The organism is Kitasatospora hibisci (assembly GCF_043950205.1).
GTDB classification, from domain to species: Bacteria; Actinomycetota; Actinomycetes; order Streptomycetales; family Streptomycetaceae; genus Kitasatospora; species Kitasatospora hibisci.
In genome coordinates this window covers 4,440,878-4,462,047 of record NZ_CP171642.1, presented here as the reverse complement: position 1 = coordinate 4,462,047, position 21,170 = coordinate 4,440,878, and the positions used below count along the sequence as shown (strand labels likewise).

The following is a 21,170-nucleotide window of genomic DNA, read 5'->3' as shown; positions in this document are numbered from 1 at the left end:
CCGCCGTGGCCGCGCCGCCCCTTTGGCCGCCGTGCCCCGGGGCACGCGGCCCGGGGTGGTTTCCGCCGTCGAGCATACGTGGCGGGAACGACAGCGGGCGGTGCCGCCGGAGCTCCTCGCCCCGACCGCACCGCCCGCCTCCGTCCCCGACCCGACCCGTTCGGCCTCCGAGCCGTCGGGCCACCGCCTCCGCCGACCTGCGGCCTCCGGCGCCGCGCCGGGTCAGCCCCGGCGCCGCCAGCGCCGGCCGCCCTTGCCCTTGTCCCCGCTCCCGTCCTGCCCGTGGTCGCCCTGAGCGGACTGACCGGGCTGACCGGGCTGACCGGGGTCACCCGGCTGACCGCCCTGGTCCGCCGTGCCGGCGCCGTATCGGACACGCGGGTCGCGGGGGCCGGACTCCGCGGCACTGCCCTGCTCCCAACGGGCCCACTCGTCACGCGAGCCGAGCAGGGTGTCGGTGAGGCTCGGCAGGTCGTCCATCGGCGTCTCCTCGGCCCAGGAGGGCCGGGGCCGTGGCTCGACGGCCGGCTGCTGCTCGTCGTCGTCGACCACGGGCAGCTCGCGCGTGCTGTCGACCGGCTGCTCCCGGGCGGCGCGCCCGGCCGGGACGTCCCGCCAGAGGCCCGGCGGCACCCGGTCGGCAGGACCGGCAGGACCAGCAGGACCAGCAGGACCGGCCGACCCGATCCGGGGCAGCAGCTCGGTCCGGTCGGTGGCACCACGGTCGGCGTCCGCCGCGGGGATCCGGGGCAGCACGGCCGTCTCGTCCGCGGGGGGAGTCGTCGGCGCCGCCGGGGGCACCGGCGTACCGGGCACGACCGGCAGCTTGGCCGTCGCGTCGACCTCCGGGGTCCCACCGGCCGCAGCCGCCTCGGCGGCCCGGACGGCCGCCCGACGGTCCCGCTCGGAGATCTCCTGCGTGGCGTCGTCGGCACCCCGTTCCTTCACCACCCGCAGCTCGGTGGTCACCGCGTCACCTGTCGCCGGAGCCGGAGCCGGGGCCGGGGCCGGAGACGACGCCGGAGCCTCGGCAGCAGCCGCCCGCTCGGCCCGCTCGGCCGCCTCCGCCGCTGCCGCGGCAGCCGCCGCCAGGGCTGCGGCCTGCGCCAGCCGGGCCTCCTCGGCCCGCTGCAGCGCCTCCTCGGCACGACGGCGCTGCTCCTCGCGCTGAAGCTCCCGCTGCCGCTGGAGCTCCGCCTGCGCGGCGGCCTCCTCGGCGAGCCGCTTGCGCTCGGCGGCCTCGGCCGCCAGCCGCGCCTCCTCGGCCGCCCGGAGCCTCGCCTCCTCCTCGGCGCGCCGGCGGGCCTCCTCCTCAGCCTTGCGACGGGCCTCTTCGGCCGCCCTGCGCGCCGCCTCCGCGGCCTTGCGCTCGGCCTCCTCCTTCGCCAGCCGCTCCTTCTCCGCCTGCTCGGCCCGGAGCTGCTCCAGCAGCTCCTGCCGCTTGCGCTCGGCGGCCTCGGCCTCGGCCTTCTTCCGCGCCTCCTCGGCCGCGCGGCGCTCCGCCTCCTCGCGGGCGAGCCGTTCCTGCTCGACGCGGGCGGCCTTCTCCTGCTCGGAGAGCGGCAGCTCGCGGTCGAGCCGGTGGCGGATCGCCGTGGTGACGAAGCCGGGCTGCTGGCTGCCGTCGACGACCAGGTAGCGGGCGGGGTCTGCGGCCGCCAGTGCGAGGAAACCCGCGCGCACCCGCTGGTGGAACTCGGTCGGCTCGGACTCCAGCCGGTCCAGCGCCTCGGTGAACCGTTCCCGGGCCCTGGTCGGGTCGACGTCCAGCACGACGGTCAGGTCGGGCAGCAGCCCGCCGATCGCCCAGCGCGAGATCCGGGCCACCTCGGTGGCGGCCAGGTCACGGCCGGCGCCCTGGTAGGCGATGGAGGAGTCCATGTAGCGGTCGGTGATCACCACCGCTCCACGGGCGAGCGCGGGCCGGATCACGTTCTCGACGTGCTCGGCGCGGTCGGCGGCGTAGATGAGCGCCTCGGCACGGTGCGAGAGGCCGGTGTTGGCGACGTCCAGGACGAGGCCTCGAAGCCGCTGGCCGACCGGGCTGCCGCCGGGCTCGCGGGTGAGCACCACCTCGTGGCCCTTGCCGCGGATCCACTCGGCGAGCGCCTGCGCCTGGGTGGACTTGCCGGCGCCGTCGCCGCCCTCCAGCGCGATGAAGAAACCGGTACCGGTCGTCCGGTGCGGCGGGAGCCCGGCACCGCCGCGAACGGCGTCCAGCAGGTCCCGGCCGAACGGCGCGGTGCCCCGGCGGTCGTCGGTCTTGAGCAGCACGACGGCGGCGAGCACCAGGGTGAGCAGGCCCGCGGTGGCCACCGCGAGGGCGGCACCGCCGTGGATGAAGGTGAAGGAGCCGGGCTCGACCGTGCCGTACTCGACGTTCCCGTAGGCGGCGGCGATCAGCGGGACGACCACCAGCGCGGCGGCCACCACGGCCCGCAGCACCGCGAACAGGTGCTCGGTGACCTTCGGCAGCCGGACCTCCTCGACCTCCTGGGCGAGCAGGGTGCGCCCGGTCGAGACGACGGTCCCGGCGGCCAGCGCGGCCACCACGGTCAACAGCAGGACCAGCACGAAGTCGAGCACCAGGCCCGCGAGGATCAGCGCGACGCCCTCGACCAGCAGCGCGAGCGCGAGCAGCCGGCGGCGGGAGAGCGCGGGCAGGGTGGCCCTGGTCATCCGGACGCCGAGCGCCGGGACGCCGACGGCGGCCAGCACCAGCAGGCCGTAGCCGATCGGCCCGGCGCGGTGCTCGGCGGCGGTCAGCAGCGCGAGCGCGGCGACGCCTGCCATCGAGGCGTACCCGGCGGCGACCGCGAAGGTGAAGTAGGGGGCGGATCCGGTGCGGCCCTTGCGCAGTGCGGGGCCGGGCGTGGCGTCGGTCGGCGCGCGCAGGCCCTGGAGCGGGGAGTGCGGGGCGACGGCCACCGGCCCTCCGGGCAGCTGCTGCAGGTACACCCGGACGGCCGCGACCGCGAACAGGGCGGCCGCGCCGAGCGCGGCGAAGGTGCTCTGGTGGGCGCGCAGCCAGTCCGAGCCGAGCGCCGCGAAGACGTTGTTGGCCAGGGTGAGCGCGACCAGCGCGGCGGCGGCCAGGGGCACGGTGCCCCAGCCGGTGCGGCGGTCCAGCGTCCGGACGGTGTCCAGGTCGGCGGCGGACGGGCGCTGCTCGGCGGCCGGCGCGTACGGGTTGGCCGGGGGGAGCAGGCCCGGCACGGCGGCGGCCTTGGCGATCGCCCAGACCCGCTCGGCGGCGCCGGTCACGAAGACGGTGGCGAGCAGCACGTAGGTCGCGGCGCCGGACGGCCTGGGGCCGGAGCCCAGCCAGACGATCCACCACGGCGCGATGCCGACCAGCACGGCCCGCAGCGCGTCCGCCCCGAAGAGCGTCCAGCGGCGGTCCAGCCTTCCGGCGAGCAGCCCGTGCACCGGGCCGAGCAGGGCGACGCCGACCAGCCCGGTGGCGGCCACGCGCACGGCGAAGACCGCGGCGACCGCGAATGCGAGGTTGCGCGGCAGGTCGCCGAACTGGCCGCCGAGGGCGGCGGCGATCACGGTCAGCACGAGCAGCACCAGGAACCCGAGCCGGTCGGCGGTGCCGCCGATCAGCTGGGTGGTCCAGAGCCGCCGGTACGGGCGCAGCCGCAGCAGCGCCCGGGCCCGCTCACCAGGGGTTCCGGCGGGCACGACCTCCAGCAGGTCGGGCGTGCCGGGTCTCGCGGCCGCGGGGGCACTGGGGGTGGGCTGCTCCTCGCTCGTCATACGGTCAGCGTAGCGGCCGGGGCAGGTCGGATAAGAGGGGAGCGGGCCTCCGGATACCGGTCATTGCACGGTTGTGACGCAGTCCGCACGGCTCCCCGACGGCCCCGGGCCCGCGCCTCTCCCGGGGAGGGAGGGGCACGGGCCCGGGGTTCCGCAGGCGGGGCGGATCAGCCCTCGTCCGTGGCGGTCTCGCTCGTCGCGGACCCGCTCGCCGCGGAGTCGCTCGCCGCGGTCTTCTTGGCGGCCGTCTTCTTCGCGGCCGTCTTGGCCGTGGTCGTCTTCTTGGCGGCGGTCTTCTTCGCCGCCGTCTTGGTCGCGGCGGTCTTGGTGGCCGTCTTCTTGGGGGCCGCCTTCTTCGCCGGGGCCTTCTTGGCGGCCTTCTTCACCGGACCGCGCGCCCGCTTCTCCGCCAGGAGCTCGTAGCCGCGCTCCGGCGTGATGGTCTCGACGTCGTCGTCCTTGCGCAGCGTGGCGTTGGTCTCGCCGTCGGTGACGTACGGGCCGAAGCGGCCGTCCTTGACCACCACCGGACGCTCGCTGACCGGGTCGGTGCCCAGCTCCTTGAGCGGCGGGGCGGCGGCGGCCCGGCCGCGCTGCTTCGGCTGCGCGTAGATGGCCAGGGCCTCCTCCAGGGTGACCGTGAACATCTGCTCCTCGCTGGCGAGCGAGCGGGAGTCGGTGCCGCGCTTGAGGTACGGGCCGTACCGGCCGTTCTGCGCGGTGATCTCCACGCCCTCCGCGTCCACGCCGACCACGCGCGGCAGCGAGAGCAGCTTCAGCGCGTCCTCCAGCGTGACGGTGTCCAGCGACATCGTCTTGAGCAGCGAGGCGGTGCGCGGCTTCACGGCGTTCTTGCCGGTCTTGGGCGTGCCCTCCGGCAGGATCTCGGTCACGTACGGGCCGAAGCGGCCCTTCTTGGCGACCAGCATGTTGCCGCTGACCGGGTCGGGGCCGAGCTCGTAGTCGCCGCTCGGGCTGGCCAGCAGTTCCTCGGCCAGCTCGACGGTGAGCTCGTCCGGCGGCAGATCGTCCGGGATGTCGGCGCGCTGGCCCGGCTCGCCCTCGACGACCGAGGCGCGCTCGACGTACGGGCCGTAGCGGCCGACCCGCAGGGTGATGTCCTCGCTGATCCGGAACGAGCTGATCTCCCGGGCGTCGATCGCGCCGAGGTCGGTGACCAGCTCCTTCAGGCCGCCCAGGTGGTCGCCGTCACCGTTGCCAGCCTCGGCGGCGCCGCCGGGCGCGTGGCCCTCGCCCTCGCCGAAGTAGAAGCGCTTCAGCCACGGGACGGACTGCGCCTCACCGGCGGCGATCCGGTCGAGGTCGTCCTCCATCTTCGCGGTGAAGTCGTAGTCGACCAGCCGGCCGAAGTGCTTCTCCAGCAGGTTGACCACGGCGAAAGAGAGGAACGACGGCACGAGCGCCGTCCCCTTCTTGAAGACGTAGCGGCGGCCGATGATCGTGTCGATGATCGAGGCGTAGGTGGAGGGGCGGCCGATCTCCCGGTCCTCCAGCTCCTTGACCAGCGACGCCTCGGTGTAGCGGGCCGGCGGCTTGGTCGCGTGGCCTTCCGGGGTGAGCTGCTCGGCGGCCAGCGGGTCGCCCTCGGCGACCTGGGGGAGCCGGCGCTCGCGGTCGTCGAGCTCGGCGTTCGGGTCGTCGGCGCCCTCGACGTAGGCCTTGAGGAACCCGTGGAAGGTGATGATCTTGCCGGAGGCGGAGAACTCGGCGTCCCGGCCGTCCGAGGCGCGGCCGCCGACCTTGACGGTGACCGACTGACCGACCGCGTCCTTCATCTGGGAGGCGACGGTGCGCATCCAGATCAGCTCGTAGAGGCGGAAGTCGTCACCGGTCAGACCGGTCTCGGCAGGCGTGCGGAAGCGGTCGCCGGACGGGCGGACCGCCTCGTGCGCCTCCTGCGCGTTCTTCACCTTGCTGGCGTAGGTGCGCGGCGCGTCCGGCAGGTAGTCGGCGCCGTAGAGCTGGGTGACCTGCGCGCGGGCGGCCGCCACGGCGGTGTCCGAGAGCGTCGTCGAGTCGGTACGCATATAGGTGATGAAGCCGTTCTCGTACAGCTTCTGGGCCACCTGCATGGTGCGCTTGGCGCCGAAGCCCAGCTTGCGGCTGGCCTCCTGCTGCAGCGTGGTGGTGCGGAACGGCGCGTACGGCGAGCGGCGGTAGGGCTTGGACTCGACGCTGCGGACGCTGAACGCGGTCTGCTCCAGGGCGGCGGCCAGCGCGCGGGCGGCCTGCTCGTCCAGGTGCAGGGTGCTGGAGCTGCCCGCCTTCAGCCGGCCGTCCGGGCCGAAGTCGCGGCCGCTGGCGATCCGCTTGCCGTCAACGGCGGAGAGGCGGGCGCCGAAGGTCTCCGGGTTGGCGGCGTCGGCCGGGGTGCGACCGGTGCCGAAGGTGCCGACCAGGTCCCAGTAGGAAGCGGTGCGGAAGGCCATCCGCTCGCGCTCGCGCTCGACCACCAGGCGGGTCGCGACCGACTGCACGCGGCCGGCCGAGAGCTTCGGCATGACCTTCTTCCACAGCACCGGCGAGACCTCGAAGCCGTAGAGGCGGTCGAGGATGCGGCGGGTCTCCTGGGCGTCGACCAGGCGCTGGTTCAGCTCGCGCGGGTTGGCCACGGCCTCCTGGATCGCCGACTTGGTGATCTCGTGGAACACCATGCGGTGCACCGGCACCTTGGGCTTCAGGACCTGCTGGAGGTGCCACGCGATGGCCTCGCCCTCGCGGTCCTCATCGGTGGCGAGGAAGAGCTCGTCGGACTCCGCGAGCAGCGACTTCAACTTGCTGACCTGCGACTTCTTGTCAGCGTTGACGACGTAGATGGGAGCGAAGTCGTGGTCGACGTCCACGCCGAGGCGGCGCACCTCGCCCGTGTACTTGTCCGGGACCTCGGCCGCCGTGCTGGGCAGGTCGCGGATGTGCCCGACGCTCGCCTCGACGATGTAGCCGGGGCCCAGGTAGCCCTTGATCGTCTTCGCCTTGGCCGGCGACTCGACAATGACGAGTCGCTGTCCGTGCGCGGTCTCGCTGCTCGGGGACACCTTCGCTCTTCTCTCCCGGTCGTTATGTGAGCTGGTCGGCGCTGGCAGCACGGGCTGCGCTCCGCCCGACCCCTCCACCGTCCCGGGGCTGCCGCTGTACGACGACCCCACCAGCGGAGTGTGACCGTACCCCGGCCACCCTTGTCAAACGGACGGATCCCGCTTTTTCACCGGCAAGGCCGACCGACGCCACTCGAACGGTAACCCGATGATGGAGGATCGCGCCCCGTGGAGGGGGGCTTCGGCGGGTTTCGAAGGATGGAATGACGGATTCCAAGATCTGTCAACGGAAATTCGCCGCACCGGCGACGGGGGCGGTCGCGGTGGTAGGGGAAGGCGTGGGCGCACGGTGCACGGCGTCGGTCGGCGGCCCTCGGGGCGGGGTGGCGGTGGACGGCCGGGGCAGGGCGGGTGGCCGGCCGGACGGGATGGCCTACCGGGCGGGGGCCGGCAGGGCGGGTGGCCGCCCGGGCGGGGGCCGGCAGGGCGGGTGGCCGCCCGGGCGGGGGCCGGCAGGGCGGGTGGCCGCCCGGGCGGGGGCCGGCGCGGGTGCCCGGGCGCGACTCAGCGGGTGGCGACGGCCGCCAGCAGGGCGGCGCCCGCGGCCAGGCAACCGGCGCCGAGCGCCGCCCAGAGCAGATCCGTCAGAGCGACCCGGCCCGTCTCCGCCGCTGCCAGCACCACGCGGTTCGGACGGCGTGGGTCGTAGACGACCCGGACGGCGGCACCGGGCACCAGGCCAGGCGGGCGGCGCAGCGGGGTGTGGCCGCGCGGCCGGGTGATCACCGCCTCGGCGCAGCGCGCGGCACCGGGCCCTCCGACCGCCGCCAGGGCGGAGAAGGAGAGCAACGGCGCACTGTCGAGTTCGCCGTGCGCGTCGGTCTCGGCCACCACGGTGGCCACCGCCGGCACACCGCGCCGCCGAAGCCGGTGACGAAGGCGCACTTCAGCGGCGCACCAGAACAACAGCGCGCCCCCGAAGAGCGCGAGCACCGCGCCGCCCGCCATCGCCGTCGTCGGCTCCACCCCTCGCCCCCAGCCCTGTCCACAGCCTGTGGACAGAGCCTCACAGCCGCCGACCAACGAGGGGCGGACGTTCGACGACTGCCTGGCAAATCGCGGGCCACCGCGAGATGAACCCGGATGGCCTGCCCACGCTCCCCGGCGACGGGCGGACCGAGGACGACGGACACACCGGGGACGGCGGGGGCCCGGACCACGGACGGCCCGATGACCGCGGGGGCCCGGACCACGGACGGCCCGGGCCCGAACGGTCGATCGATCAGGTGACCGGCTGGATGAAGCCCTGCTCGGTGAGCAGCCGCAGCGACTCCGGCACCCGGTCGCGTAGCACCACGCGGTCCTCGCCGAGCAGCTGCGCGATGGCGTCCACGATCTCGCCGGCCGACAGCGTGCCGTCGCAGACGCCGACGAACCCGGCTCCCACCGTGTCCACCTTGGTCGCGCGCCGCATGCCGCGGTTGTGCCGCAGGACGACGTGCTCCGGGTCCTCCGCCCCGGGTTCGCCGACCTGCTCCTGGACCACCTCGTCGGCCAGCACGTACCGGGCGGCCAGCAGCCCCGCGTCGTCGTGCGTCCGCAGGAAGTCCTGCCGCTCGAACCACTCCTCGATGTGCGGGCCGAGCGGCTGCTCGACCGGGTGCGGCCACTCCTCCACCCGGACGGTCGGCTGTTCGGCGCCGCTCGCCCGCAGCGTGATCCATCCGAAGCCGATGCCCTCGACCCGGCCCGCCTCGAAGGCGTCCAGCCACTCCCCGTACCGGGCCTGGTAGTCGCCGCCGGGGCCGCGGTGGTCGCCGCCGTCGCGCAGCCACAACTCGGCGTACTGGGCCACGTCCTGGACCTCGCGCTGGACGATCCAGGCGTCCAGGCCGGTGCCCGCGACCCAGCCGGCCAGCCGCTCGCGCCAGTCCTCTCCCTTGACGTGCTGCCAGTTGGCCAGCAGCTGGCAGTAGCCGCCGGGCTCCAGGTGGTCGGCAGCCGAGCGGACCAGGCTGCGGCAGAGGTCGTCGCCGGCCATCCCGCCGTCGCGGTAGGTGAACCGGCCGGCCGGCGAGATCACGAACGGCGGATTGGAGACGATCAGGTCGAACCTCCGCTCCCCGACCGGCTCGAAGAGGCTGCCGGCCGCGGTGTCGGTGTTCTCGAATCCGGAGAGTGCCAGCGTCAGTTCGGTGAACCGCAGGGCGCGTGGGTTGAGGTCGGTCGCGGTGACCCGCCGGGCGTGCCGGGCGGCGTGCAGCGCCTGCACCCCGGAGCCCGAACCGAGGTCCAGCGCCGTCCGGACCGGTCGGCGCACGGTGATGTTGGCCAGCGTGGTGGACGCGCCGCCCACGCCGAGCACCAGGTCCCGCCGGGCCACGCCGTGCGCGGTCTCGCCGGAGCCGATCCCGCCCGCACCGCCGACCGCGCAGCCCAGGTCCGAGACCACCCAGGCGTCCGAACTGGGCAGGCCGGCGACCTCGTTGGCGTAGGGGCGGACGTCGACGGTGGCGCGCACCAGATCGCCGTCCGGGCGCAGCCAGCCGTCGGTCAGGCAGTCCTCGACCGGCAACGCGGCGGCGGCCGCCTTGTACGGCACGGGCTGCTGCAGCAGGAACAGCCGCACCAGCGTCTCCAGCGGGCTGCCACCGCGGGTCGCGCGCAGCGCCGGGACCGCCTCACTGCGGGCCAGCGCCGCATAGCCGGTGGGCCCGAGCAGGTCGAGGCAGCCGTCGGCGGTGAACGAGGCGGCGAGCAACGCTTCGCGCAGCTTGGCGAGGCGGGTCGGGTCGAGAACGGGGCTACTGATCACCCCGCCATTGTCCCCCGGCCACCGCCCGCGCTCCCCCGCTCGGGCGGCCTGCCGGCAGGCGGTCCGGCGACAGGCGGTCCGGCCGCCGGCGAGTGGCCGGGCGGCCCGGCGGACGTGGCGGGCTGATCCCTCCCTCGGACGGCTCGTTCGAGGGAGGGATCCCCAGCGAGGATCAGCTCGCCGTGGGAGCGGGGGTCGTCGCAGACGTGGCCGCGGGGGCGGGCTCGGCCGAGCCGGACGTCGAGCCGGACGGAGCCGGCGTGGCGGCCTGGTCCGTCGCCCCCGGCGTCGGGGCGCCCGTGGCCGGGGAACCCGAGGCCGACGATCCGGTGGCCGGGGAGCTGCCGGCGTCGGCGGTCGGAGCCGCCGCAGCCGAGCCCGGCTTGCAGCCCTCCTGCTTCGCCATCGCGGCACCGAGCTCCCCGCGCTGCAGCTTGGCCTGCGCCTGGGTGGAGAGCGAGGCCAGCTGCTGGATCTGGTCCGCCACGCTGCGCAATCCGTCCGCGAACTTCGACTGGTCGGCGTTGGACACCGCGTCCAGCTTCTTCTGAACCTCCAGGTAGCCGTCCGCCGCCTTGTTCAGCTCGGCGACGGTGTCCTTCTGGATGGTCGCACCGTCGTCCACCTTGGGCGCCCCGGCGGAGTCGATCGCCGCGGCGATGTCCTGGTTGGTCTTGGCCAGACGGCCGATGTCCGTGGAGAGGCGCTTCTGCAGGTCCGCGGGCGCCTCGCCGGTCTTCACCTGGCCGGTGTCCGCGAGCGCGGTCTGGGCCTGGGCGATCGGGTCCTTGGCCGCGCCACAGACGTTCGCCGCCCAGGACTCCAGCTGCTTGGTGTTGTCGTCGCCGCAGCCGACGGCGCCGAACGCGAGCAGCGCGCCGAGCGCGGGTACGGCCAGCAGTCGCTTGTTCACCGGGGGAAGCCTTTCGGTTTCGGTCGTCTTGGGTCGTCGAACTGCGAACCTACACGGCCGCCGACCGACCCCCGGTTCCCGCTCCCGTTCCTCCACCGACCGCCGGTGCCCGGCCCCGGGTCGGGCACCGGCCCCCGACCGGTTCGCGGCCGGTGCCGGTGTCACTGCCGGTGCCACTGCCACTGCCACTGCCGAACCGGGCAGAAGCCGGTCAGGCGCGCTCGACGCGGATCGAGTCGCCCGGACGGACCGTCCGCAGCACCTGGGCGTCCCCGTCCAGCGCGCCGAGGATGTTGCACGGGCTCGCCAGCCGGCACTCGTCGCCATGCGAGACCGGCGTCGGCCCGTAGGGCAGCGCCAGGCTGTCGCCGTCCGTCCAGAACGCGACCGTGCCCGGCTCGACGACCTGCCGAGCCCCGTCCTCGCGCGGCACGCTGACGGGCGTGTCGAAGTAGACCTCCTCGCCCCAGAGGCTGGCCGACGAACTGATCGGCAGCGCATCCCAGAGCGCCTCGGCGGTGGGCGTGGGGTCGAGTGTGGCGGTGGCCTGCCCGGCCGGCCACAGAATGCGGATCCGCATGGCTTTCCTCTTCCGCGACAGGTCCGACCAACGATCGGACCCGGTCGTGCCGGAAGCAGCGAACCGCCAATCTCAACAACTTGTCAACGCGTTCTTGGGGAATGGACCCTGGAGCACGGATGCGCAGCCTCGCGCGAGGACGCAGTCAGCACGGACGCGCGGTCGCGAACACCGGCTCGAAGCAGCGTGCGGGTAGGCCGAACCGGCAGACGTCCGAGCGGGCAGCGGAACGCGGGCGGGAGCGCCTCAGACCGCGACGGCGTCGACCGAGACCGGCCAACTCATCCGGATCACGCCGCCCTCGGCGCCGTCGGCGACCTCCAGGTCCTCGACCAGGCCGGTGATCACCGCGAGGCCCAGGGTGTCCTCGTCCGGATCGGCGCCCTCGGCCGCGGCGTCGGCCGGGGCGGTGGCGGGGCCGGCCTCGTCCTCGACCTCGATGAGGAAACGCTTCTCCTCGTCCTTGAGCGCCACCCGGACCGTGCCGGTGATCCCACCGCGCTGGTGCAGACCGACGGCACGGGAGCAGGCCTCGCCCACGGCGAGCCGCACCTCGTCGAGCACCGACTCGTCCACCCCGGCTCGTCTGGCGACAGCCGCGGCGACCAGCCGGGCCGTCCGTACGTGCTCGGGAAGCGCACTGAATCGAAGTTCGACGGTTGCCATCATTCCCCCTCGGGGTGTCCGACCGGGGCCGGGCATGCGGCCCCTGTGAGCCGGCGCCGGCCGGCTCCGAGGCGGCCGGGACAGCCGGAACCGCAGTGCGGCCCCGGCACGCCGGACGCATGGATCGGGCGGGCCGGCCCGGAGGCCGGCCCGGCCACGTCAGTCGGTCGAGTTGACCGCGTCGTCCACCGAGGTGTGGATCGGGAAGACCTTGGTCAGGCCGGTGATGCGGAAGATCTTCAGGATGCGCTCCTGGTTGCACACCAGCCGCAGCGAACCCTCATGGGCACGCACGCGCTTGAGACCGCCCACCAGCACACCGAGGCCGGTCGAGTCGAGGAAGTCCACGCCCTCCATGTCGACGACGAGGTGGTAGTTGCCGTCGTTCACGAGCTCGACCAACTGCTCACGCAGCTTCGGGGCGGTGTACACATCGATCTCGCCGCCAACCTCGACGACCGTGCGATCGCCGACTGTACGGGTCGACAGGGACAGGTCCACGGAACCTCCAGCACCTTGCCTTGCTACGTCATGTGCGATCTCCGGCCGGACAGCCGCAACCGCATGGTCGCGAGTCCGGGCGCGCCAGCCAACACGTGGCAAGCCTCGGCGCTGCGACCCACGGCCGTACGGCCGTCACGGCCACATTCAACCACCTGCGACCATGCCCGCACGATGGCTTACAACGATTCTCCGTCACGCCGGTGACACACTGGGTCCTCATGCCGCCCCGTCACAGCCTGCCCGAGGCACTGCTCGCGACCCTGTCCGCCACCCGGGGGCGATCGGACCGGCTCACCCATACGGAGCACCTTCCCGCCCGACCTGCCCGTTATTCGCCGTGGCCCGACTCGATCCGTCCGGAGATCGTGGCCGCCGCCCACGACCTCGGCGTGGAACGGCCCTGGACCCATCAGGCGGAGGCCATGAACCTGGCCAGAACCGGCCATTCCGTGGTGATCGCCACGGGAACCGCCTCGGGCAAGTCGCTCGGATATCTGGCTCCGGTCCTGAGCGATCTGCTGGACGGAACCGAGGCCCGGAACGGACGCGGCGCCACCGCGCTCTACCTGGCCCCGACCAAGGCGCTCGCCGCCGACCAGCGCCGCCGCGCCGCCGAACTCGCCCCGCCCAGGGTCCGCGCCGCGCTCTACGACGGCGACACTCCGCCGGAGGAACGCGAATGGGTGCGTCAGTACGCCTCGTACGTGCTCACCAACCCCGACATGCTCCACCGCGGCATCCTGCCCGCCCACGCCCGCTGGTCCTCCTTCCTCAAGACGCTCCGGTACGTGGTCGTCGACGAGTGCCACAGCTACCGGGGCGTGTTCGGCTCGCACGTCGCCCAGGTGCTGCGGCGGCTGCGCCGGATCTGCGCCCGGTACGGCTCCTCCCCCACCTTCCTGCTCGCCTCCGCCACCACCGCCGATCCGGCCGCCACCGCGCACCGGCTGACCGGCCTGCCGGCCCGGGCGGTCACCGAGGACGCCTCCCCGCGCGGCCCGATGGTCTTCGGCCTCTGGGAGCCGCCGCTCACCGAGAACGTCGGCGAGCACGGTGCACCCGTCCGCCGTACGGCCACCGCCGAGGCCGCCCACCTGCTGACCGACCTGGTCGAGCGGCAGACCCGGACCGTCGTCTTCGTCCGCTCCCGCCGGGCCGCCGAACTCGTCGCCCTCCAGGCCCAGGACCAGCTCGGCAGGCCGCTCGCCGACCGCGTGGCCGCCTACCGCGGCGGCTACCTCGCCGACGAGCGCCGGGCCCTCGAACGTGCGCTGCACACCGGCCGTCTGCTCGGCCTCGCATCCACCTCCGCCCTCGAACTCGGCGTCGACGTCTCCGGCCTCGACGCCGTCCTGATGGCCGGCTACCCCGGCACCCGGGCCTCGCTCTGGCAGCAGGCCGGCCGGGCCGGGCGCGAGGCCCAGGGCGCGCTCGCCGTCCTGATCGCGCGCGACGACCCGCTGGACACCTACCTGGTGCACCACCCGGAGGCCCTCTTCGCCACCCCCGTCGAGGCCACCGTGCTCGACCCGGACAACCCGCACGTCCTCGCCCCGCACCTGTGCGCGGCCGCCGCCGAGCTCCCGATCACCGACGCGGACCTGGAGCTGTTCGGCCCGTCCACCGGCCCGCTGCTGCCCGTCCTGGAGCAGCGCGGACTGCTCCGACGGCGCGGCGGCTCCTGGTACTGGACCCGCCGCGAACGGGCCGCCGACGCCGTCGACCTGCGCGGCAGCGGCGGCAGCCCGGTGCAGATCGTCGAGGCCCCGACCGGCCGGCTGCTGGGCACCGTGGACGCCGCGGCCGCCCACACCACCGTCCACACCGGCGCCGTCCACCTGCATCAGGGACGCAGCTACCTCGTCCGGGAGCTCGACCTGGAGACCTCCGTCGCGCTGGTCGAGCCGGCCGACCCGCCTTACACGACGGCCGCCCGGGACATCACCTCCATCTCCGTGCTCTCCACCGACACCTCGATCGACTGGGGCGAGGGACGGCTCAGCTTCGGCTCGGTGGAGGTGGTCAACCAGGTGGTCGGCTACCTCCGCAAACGGATCTCCACCGGGGAGATCATGGGCGAGACCAAGCTCGACCTGCCGCCACGCACCCTGCGCACCCGGGCGGTCTGGTGGTCCGTCACCGAGGACCAGCTCCTCGACGCCGAGATCCCGCCGGACCAGCTGCCGGGCGCGGCCCACGCCGCCGAGCACGCCTCCATCGGCCTGCTGCCGCTCTTCGCCACCTGCGACCGGTGGGACATCGGCGGTGTCTCGGTGCCACTGCACCCCGACACCGAACTGCCCACCGTGTTCGTCTACGACGGCCACCCCGGCGGGGCCGGCTTCGCCGAACGCGGCTTCCGGCGCGCCGTTCAGTGGCTGACCGCGACCCGGGAGGCGATCGCGGCCTGCGAGTGCGAGCGCGGCTGCCCCTCGTGTGTGCAGTCGCCCAAGTGCGGCAACGGCAACGACCCGCTGGACAAGGCGGCCGCCGTCCGACTGCTGGACGTCCTGCTCGCCGGCGCACCAGCAGAGGATGCGGGGCGCGCCGACGAGGAGGTCGGCCCGGCCGGGGACGGCACGGCTGCACCGGCCGGACCGGACGGACTTGGCGAGCCCGGCAGGCCCGGCGAGGCGGACTCGCCGGGCGCACCGGCCGGAGAGGCGTCGGCCGGCGGACCGGCAGAGGCCGGTGGACAGGCCTCGCCGGACGGACAGGGCCCGGCGGGCGAGCCCGGCGGCCCTGAGAGCCAGAACCGGGCGGGCGGGCCCCAGGAGCCCGGTCCCGGGGGCTCATGAGCCGCCCACCACGCTGAGGTCCACGCCCGCTTCGCCCCCGACCGGGGCGGGCGCGGCGCGGACCGGTCCGGCCCGGGACCGGGCGCGGGCCGGGCCGACCGGCAGCCGGACCGGTACTCCGGCTACCGGGACTTCGGCCACCACCTCGACGGCATCCGCCTCCCGGTCGACCGCGCAGGACACCACCGTGGCATCCTGCGCAGCGGCGACGCCGACCGCCCGCGCGCACCCGCCGTCCGGATCCAGCAACAGCCGATCGGCCGCCGCGAGGGCGGCGAGGTCCGCGGCCGCCTCCGCCCGGTGGCGGGCGCCCGCCACCGCGCCGACCGCGAGGGTCGCGGTGAACGCTGCGCAGCCGAGCACCGCGCACGCGACCAGCCAGACCGTCGCCGACCCCGCGTCGGGCGCCCGTCCCCGCCGCGCCCTCGCTGCCGTACGGCCGACCCGGAGCCGCGCTGCCCGATCCAGCGCCCGCCTCAGCGGGCCGACGACCGGCCCCGTGCTCAGGCCGGCCACGGGCCGCCACCTCCACCGGTACCGGCCCCGCCACCACCGCTGCCACCGCTGCCACCGCTGCCACCGCTGCCACCGCCCAGGATGTCCTCCCGCGCGGCCACGGCGGCCGCGCCGAGCCGTACCGAGAGCAGGGCCGCAAGCCGGCCCGGAGCCGCCGACCGCGCCTCGACCGTGACCCGCACGGTGTCGGCCTCGGCCGTGATCCGGACCGCCGCCCCGGCCGGGGCGGCCGAGCGGGCGATGGCGACGGCGACGGCGTCCGCCTCACCGCGGGCGGCCGCTCTGGCCCCCGCCCGTGCGGCGTCCACGCAGCGGAGCTGTGCGCCCGCCGCGAGCACACCCCAGACCATCATCACCGCGAGCAGCACCAGCGCGGGCAGGGCCACCGCCGTCTCGGCCGTGGCGAACCCTGCGTCGCCCCGGCGCCGGGCCAACAGACCCCTGCGACACCGCCCGGCCCGCCGGCCGCCCCAGGACACACGCCAGGCGGGCCGACCGTCACGTCGCATGGAGCGCCCGGTCCAGCAGGTCGGTCAGGCTCCCGATGACGGCCGCACTGGTCACGACCTTGTAGAGTCCGGCGGCCAGCGCGCACGCCCCGAGCGTCCCGACCGCGTACTCCGCGGTCGTCATCCCGGCGTCCGACCGCCCCTTGCCGGCCGACCGACCACCGCGCCTGCCCTTGGAACCGGCCGTGCGCAACTCCAGGCCCCGGCCGTCGCCCCCGCCGGGCCTCCTGCTCCCGAGTGCCCGCCGGATCCGGCCGACCATCCAGACGCCTCGCCGTCGGCGCACCCCGGGAAGACGGCGCCGGCGGAGTCCGCCGACCGGCCCGAGCATCGTGATTGCGGTCATGAGTTCTCTCCTCGATCGAAGACGATGATTTTGTGTCGGCCCGGCCGCCGAAGGGCCGCGCCCGCAGCACGGACGCTCACAGTGCCTGCGCGAACCGGGAGGTGAGGCCGAGGACCACCGGGACGACGCTGATCAGCACGAAGGCCGGGAGGAAGCAGAGCCCGAGCGGGGCCGTGGCCAGCACACCGGCACGCCGAACCCGGGCGTGTGCCGTGCGGACGGCCTCCGACCGCCGCCCGTGTGCCAGACCGGCCAGCGGCTTGGCCGCCGGAGCACCACTGAGGCTCGTCCGCACCAGGCAACGGGCCAGCGACGCCAGGGCCGGGTGCTCCATGCCCAAGCGGACCCAGCAGACCTCCGGTGGTGCGCCGAGGGCCAGCTCAGCCGCGATCGCCACCAGCCGCGGCCCCATCGGGGCACCGACGCTCCGGCCGACCGCCGCGACCGCCACGGCCGGCGAGGCGGCCGAACCGAGGCAGGCCGCCAGCAGTTCCGCGGTGAGCGGGAGCTGGCGAGTCAGCTGCTCGTCCTCCAGCGCGGCCCGCCGTTCGGCCGGCGACCGCGGCCTCGGCAGCCACCGGTACAGCCCGGTGGCCAGCAGTACCCCGGCCACCAGCCCGGCCGTTCCTCCGATCACCATCGCCGCGACCAGTGCGGCACCACCCGGCACGACGGCCCGCCGTACGCGCTCCGCACCGACGGCCACCGGCATCGACCCGATTACGCCCGGCCCGGACTCATCCGCCCCGGCCCCGCCCTGGGCCCAGGCCCGCCGCTTGCGGGGCCATCGCACGAGCGGCCTCCGGGCTCGGTCCGACGAGCGGCTCCCCGCCCGGAGCCAGGCTGCAGCCCGCCGCCGCCCAGCCCACCGGACCGCCGTTCGGGGTAGCAGGAGCACCCCGGCAGTCACCGCCGGCACCAGGGCCAAGCTGCCCGCACCACGGATCACGCCGGCATCGCCTCCGTCCGGGACACGCCGCTCGACCGCCCCGAGCTGGTTCCGGTCCGAGAGATGCCGCACCACCGGGCCTCGCCGTCACGGTCCCGCGCACGGCGCGGGACCGGACCCGCAGCGGGGACCGGACCCCGGCCCGCACCCGCGACGGCCGGCGGTCCGCCGTCCGCCGGCGCCTCCATGGCCCCACGCGACGCGGCCCGGACGATCCGCGCCGTCCACACCAGGCCGAGGCCTTCCAGGACCGCGCCGCCCAGCAGGCAGGCCAGCCCGGCGGGGGTGTGGAGCAGGACGGTGAACGGTCCGGCCCCGAGCGCCGCCCCGAGCAGCAGCCCCGCGACCGGGAGTGCCGCCAGGACCGCGACCGTGGTCCGCGGCGCGGCCAGCTCGGCCGCGATCTCCTCAACCAGTGCCTGCTCGGCGCGCAGCGCCTCCGCCACGCCGTCCAGCGCCGTCGCCAGCCCCGATCCGCCGTCGGCGGTGACCCGCCAGCAGGCGGCGATCGCCGTGGCCCCGCTGCCCCCCGGAAGCTCCGCGAGCAATTGGAAGGCCAGCGGAACGTCCCCGCCGTACCAGCCCGCGGCGAGCCGTGCCACCGGTTCCGCACCGATCCGGTGCAGCGCCTCGTGGTCCGCCGCAAGGCGGGTCGTCACCAGGTGCAGCGCCTGCTCCGGGGTCGCCCCGCCACGCAACTCGCCGGCCAGCCCGGTACAGAGGTCCACGACCGCGGCGGCCCGCCGCCGGGCCTCCTCTTCCGTGGCACGGCGCTGCCGTCGGCGCCGCAGCGGCACGAACGCCAGCACTGCGGCCAGCAGCGGGACGGGCGAGCCCGTCGCCCACGCGAAGGCCAACCCAGCCGGAACCAGCAGCGATTCGGGCGCCAACCGGTCGCGCCGGCGGCAAGCGATCCGCAGCTCGCCCCCGGATGCCCCGGACCTCACAGAGCTGCCCCACCGAACTCCTGCTGCCCGGCGTGCACCGCGCCCCGCGCCACCGCCGCCACCACCACCACCGTCGAAGCCACCATCGCTTCCGGTCAGCACCAATCGACACCTCCGCGAGCCGCGCGCGGCCGGTTGCAGCGACCACCACCCGGCGAGCGCCACCACGACGAGCACCGCCGCCCAGCACAGGGACAACTGATCACGAGCCATGTCCCGCACCTCCCTCTCGACCGGGCCCCGATCAGGCCCCTCGATCAGCTCCGTCATTCCGATTCCCCGCCCGATCCCCGCTCGGCCACCCGCCCCGGTGGCCGAGCAGCAACAGGGCTGCCAACGCGCACCCGCAGAGCGCGAGGCTGAACACCGCCTCGGCCAGGGCCGGCGTCACGGCGCCCGGTCCGCGGCCATCACGCCCCGAGCCGCCAGCAGTCCGGACAGCCGCTCCCAGCCCGCACCACGCACCGTGCTGCCGTCCGCCGCGAACAGCACCGCCGGTTCGGTGACGGCCAGGCCGTCGCGGTCGCCGGCCAGCGTGTGGATCTCGGCGACCCTGCGTCGCCCGGTGCCCGGCTCCCGCACCAGGTGCACCACCAGGTCGAGTGCAGCCCGGAGTTGGCTGTGCAGGGCCGACCGGTCCAGCCCCGCGAGCGAGCCGAGCGCTTCCAGCCGGACCGGGACGTCCGCCGCCGTATTGGCGTGCACCGTGCCGCACCCGCCCGCATGATCGGGATAACCGTGCACGTATCCTGTGCCGGGCCGTGGCCCAGTCCGACCGAAAGAAAGGGCCACCGTGCCAACCGTCGTCATCTACGACCGCTTGTCTCGCCTGTTCGCCGAAGAGGCGCCCGACCACCGCATCAACGCATGCAAGGCGTACGCCGAACAGCGCGGGTGGCAGGTGATCCACATAGCCACCGACACCAACGTGTCCGGCGCCACGAAGCTGGAAGACCGCCCCGGCATGCGCGAGGTCCTGTCTTGGCTTCCGCGCGCTGACTACGTGCTCGCCGCCAAGCTGGACCGCTACGCCCGCAGCGTTCTGGAGTTCCAGCGCCTGCTGAAGGCAGCAGACTCCACCCATGCGACGGTCGTCACCGCCGACGGTGTGGTGTCCCCCGAGAACGCTTCAATCATCATCAACGTGCTGGCTGCGTTCGCCGAGTACGAGCGGGACATGATCACGGCCCGGATCCAGGCATCGAAGGACCACTTCCGGTCTCGCGGCAATCACCTGGGCGGCTTGGCACCCTACGGCTACGCCGTGGATGGGCCAGTGAATAACAAGCGCTGGACCATAGACGAGACCGCCGCTTCCATCATCCGCGAGTGCGCCGAGCAGCTGACGCAGCACGGCGCATCGCTGGCCGGTCTGACTCGGAACCTTAACGAGCGTGGCATCCTGCCCCCCGCCGATCATGCGCGACAGCGCGACGGCCGCAAGGTGCGGGGTCAGGTCTGGCACACGACGACGTTGCGAGACGTGCTCTACACACCTGCGGTCCGAGGCTGGCTTGTACAGGCTGTGCCGGGTGAAAAGCGAGGGGCACTGACAAATCAGCCGGTGCTCGACGCCGAGGGCCGCCCTCTGTCCGCTGGCCCCGCACTCTTGGATGCCGAAACCTGGTCTGCGGTGCGCGGGATCCTCGACGAGAAGGCCAAGGGGCGTGGTGTGCGGCGCAGCGGGAAGGCTCTGCTGTTGCACGTCGCGCCCTGCTCCGAGTGCGACGGACCAATGTACCGGCAGCGCCGCGAGGCGCGCGGGAAGGACTACACCACGTACGTGTGCCGGAAGGGCGTCGGCAAGCACGGGATCCACCGGCCGAACGTGATCGTGGCTGCTCCGGTCGAAGCAATGGTGACCGCCGAGTTTCTGAAGCGCTTCGGACGGCTCAAGCTGATGCGCTGGACTGAGCCAGACGGCAGTGCGGTTCTCCAACTCTCCGAGGTCACGACGCAGATCGAGCGACTGGCCGGAAACCTGGTCCACCTTGAACCGGGTGGGGCAGCAGCGCGGATCGCCGTAACACAGTTGAACGCCTTGGAACGCCGACAGGCAGAGCTGCGGACGGAGGCCGAACAAGCCGAAGGGCGCTGGGTTGACGCTGGCCGGACGGTAAAGACCGAGTGGGAGCAGCGAGATGAAGAGGGGCGGCGGGGCCTGCTCATCGACTTGGGCGCACGGGTGGTGATATCACCCCCAGCACCGGGCGCACCCAAGCGGTTCGACCCATCGCGCGTATCCATCGACTTCGAGGGCCCCGCGTGGATGCGCGACGCTGATCCAGCGACGGCAGAGCTGGCAGCTATCGCGCGGGACGAACTGAACGAAGTCCCATAAGGTCCCCCGCGCCCTTAAGTGGCGCACGCAGCCCCGTCCTGGCCATCTGGCCGGGGCGGGGCTCTCTCGTGTCCGTGCTGGCCCTGGTTGGCGCGGGCTGGCTGCGGGCTGGGCGGCGGCATCGAAACCCGGCCAGTTGCCGACCACTTTCTGTGATCCGGACCACAGTAGCTTCCGGCCCCGGCCGGAGCGGCGCACTGCGGGAGACAACGACGCCGCGCTGAGCGCAAGCACACAGAGTTGCCGATCGATCGCTAATCGTTCATGATCTGCTGTTGAGTGTGACGAAGTGACGAAATGACGTAGTTCTGGCATCCACGCATACAGCAAATCTCTCTCTACCTCTATGCGCGCAATGCTGGAAGCCGCTTCATTTCGTCATTTCGTCACTCTGGGCGCCGGCGCGCCGTCGCACCCCGCCTTTACCGCCCCCCATCAATGTGGGTGATGGGCGAGGATGGGGGGTGA

Annotated in this window: 16 protein-coding genes; 2 read left to right on the top strand and 14 right to left on the bottom strand. The window is 74.2% G+C overall.

The genetic code is table 11. From position 1 onward, the window contains the following. Positions 1-222: 222 nt before the first annotated feature. From tmk to bldG, 8 genes are all read right to left on the bottom strand, one after another. Positions 223-3,762, bottom strand: a complete 3,540-nt coding sequence (gene tmk / locus ACF9IK_RS19320) for a dTMP kinase (protein ID WP_395295427.1) — start codon at positions 3,760-3,762, stop codon at positions 223-225. A 167-nt stretch (positions 3,763-3,929) separates the two neighbouring features. Next, entirely contained in the window at positions 3,930-6,818 is a 2,889-nt protein-coding gene (gene topA, locus ACF9IK_RS19315) for a type I DNA topoisomerase (protein ID WP_395295426.1), read from the bottom strand. Between the two features lie 564 nt (positions 6,819-7,382). Then, positions 7,383-7,844, bottom strand: coding sequence for a DUF3592 domain-containing protein (locus ACF9IK_RS19310; RefSeq protein WP_395295425.1), 462 nt, complete (start codon positions 7,842-7,844; stop codon positions 7,383-7,385). A 256-nt stretch (positions 7,845-8,100) separates the two neighbouring features. Further along, positions 8,101-9,633, bottom strand: a complete 1,533-nt coding sequence (locus tag ACF9IK_RS19305) for a DUF7059 domain-containing protein (protein WP_395295424.1) — start codon at positions 9,631-9,633, stop codon at positions 8,101-8,103. A gap of 172 nt (positions 9,634-9,805) precedes the next feature. Next, a complete protein-coding gene (locus tag ACF9IK_RS19300) occupies positions 9,806-10,546 on the bottom strand; it encodes a small secreted protein (RefSeq protein ID WP_395295423.1) in 741 nt (246 codons plus the stop codon). Between the two features lie 211 nt (positions 10,547-10,757). After that, the gene (locus tag ACF9IK_RS19295) at positions 10,758-11,126 is read right to left on the bottom strand and encodes a cyclophilin-like fold protein (RefSeq protein WP_395295422.1); all 369 of its coding nucleotides are present in this window, start codon (positions 11,124-11,126) and stop codon (positions 10,758-10,760) included. Positions 11,127-11,372: 246 nt separating this feature from the next. Beyond that, positions 11,373-11,792, bottom strand: a complete 420-nt coding sequence (locus tag ACF9IK_RS19290) for an ATP-binding protein (protein WP_395298615.1) — start codon at positions 11,790-11,792, stop codon at positions 11,373-11,375. A gap of 159 nt (positions 11,793-11,951) precedes the next feature. Next, a complete protein-coding gene (gene bldG / locus ACF9IK_RS19285) occupies positions 11,952-12,293 on the bottom strand; it encodes an anti-sigma factor antagonist BldG (protein WP_148644090.1) in 342 nt (113 codons plus the stop codon). Between the two features lie 221 nt (positions 12,294-12,514). On the opposite strand from bldG, the gene ACF9IK_RS19280 reads away from it, so the two are divergent. After that, on the top strand, positions 12,515-15,094 hold the full coding sequence (locus ACF9IK_RS19280) for a DEAD/DEAH box helicase (RefSeq protein WP_395295421.1): 2,580 nt from the start codon (positions 12,515-12,517) through the stop codon (positions 15,092-15,094). On the opposite strand, the gene ACF9IK_RS19275 is transcribed toward ACF9IK_RS19280, so the two are convergent. From ACF9IK_RS19275 to ACF9IK_RS19250, 6 genes are all read right to left on the bottom strand, one after another. Then, on the bottom strand, positions 15,089-15,610 hold the full coding sequence (locus ACF9IK_RS19275; RefSeq protein WP_395295420.1) for an Rv3654c family TadE-like protein: 522 nt from the start codon (positions 15,608-15,610) through the stop codon (positions 15,089-15,091). The genes ACF9IK_RS19280 and ACF9IK_RS19275 overlap by 6 nt on opposite strands. Beyond that, positions 15,598-16,044 carry a TadE family type IV pilus minor pilin gene (locus ACF9IK_RS19270; protein WP_395295419.1) on the bottom strand — a complete coding sequence of 149 codons (447 nt, stop codon included), beginning with the start codon at positions 16,042-16,044 and terminating at the stop codon, positions 15,598-15,600. Before ACF9IK_RS19270 ends, ACF9IK_RS19275 begins: the two co-directional genes overlap by 13 nt. Positions 16,045-16,108: 64 nt before the next feature. Next, positions 16,109-16,465 (bottom strand): DUF4244 domain-containing protein, encoded by a 357-nt coding sequence (locus ACF9IK_RS19265; protein ID WP_395295418.1) that lies wholly within the window; start codon positions 16,463-16,465, stop codon positions 16,109-16,111. 76 nt (positions 16,466-16,541) lie between these two features. Beyond that, positions 16,542-17,177: a type II secretion system F family protein gene (locus ACF9IK_RS19260; RefSeq protein WP_395295417.1), complete on the bottom strand. Its 636-nt coding sequence runs from the start codon at positions 17,175-17,177 to the stop codon at positions 16,542-16,544. Positions 17,178-17,410: 233 nt separating this feature from the next. Further along, on the bottom strand, positions 17,411-18,271 hold the full coding sequence (locus ACF9IK_RS19255; RefSeq protein WP_395295416.1) for a type II secretion system F family protein: 861 nt from the start codon (positions 18,269-18,271) through the stop codon (positions 17,411-17,413). A 477-nt stretch (positions 18,272-18,748) separates the two neighbouring features. Beyond that, positions 18,749-19,171, bottom strand: a complete 423-nt coding sequence (locus tag ACF9IK_RS19250; protein WP_395295415.1) for an ATPase, T2SS/T4P/T4SS family — start codon at positions 19,169-19,171, stop codon at positions 18,749-18,751. Here ACF9IK_RS19250 and ACF9IK_RS19245 point away from each other — a divergent pair. Beyond that, positions 19,155-20,702 carry a recombinase family protein gene (locus ACF9IK_RS19245; protein WP_395295414.1) on the top strand — a complete coding sequence of 516 codons (1,548 nt, stop codon included), beginning with the start codon at positions 19,155-19,157 and terminating at the stop codon, positions 20,700-20,702. The two genes, ACF9IK_RS19250 and ACF9IK_RS19245, sit on opposite strands and share 17 nt — an antisense overlap. Positions 20,703-21,170 lie beyond the last annotated feature (468 nt).

What these genes read in the sequence shown, in the direction of transcription:
- ACF9IK_RS19295 (WP_395295422.1), bottom strand. Translation starts at nt 11,126, where the DNA reads ATGCGGATCCGCATTCTGTGGCCGGCCGGGCAGGCCACCGCCACACTC.
- ACF9IK_RS19290 (WP_395298615.1), bottom strand. Translation starts at nt 11,792, where the DNA reads ATGGCAACCGTCGAACTTCGATTCAGTGCGCTTCCCGAGCACGTACGG.
- ACF9IK_RS19260 (WP_395295417.1), bottom strand. Translation starts at nt 17,177, where the DNA reads ATGCCGGTGGCCGTCGGTGCGGAGCGCGTACGGCGGGCCGTCGTGCCG.
- ACF9IK_RS19250 (WP_395295415.1), bottom strand. Translation starts at nt 19,171, where the DNA reads ATGACGACGGTTGGCACGGTGGCCCTTTCTTTCGGTCGGACTGGGCCA.
- ACF9IK_RS19280 (WP_395295421.1), top strand. Translation starts at nt 12,515, where the DNA reads ATGCCGCCCCGTCACAGCCTGCCCGAGGCACTGCTCGCGACCCTGTCC.
- tmk (WP_395295427.1), bottom strand. Translation starts at nt 3,762, where the DNA reads ATGACGAGCGAGGAGCAGCCCACCCCCAGTGCCCCCGCGGCCGCGAGA.
- ACF9IK_RS19265 (WP_395295418.1), bottom strand. Translation starts at nt 16,465, where the DNA reads ATGACCGCAATCACGATGCTCGGGCCGGTCGGCGGACTCCGCCGGCGC.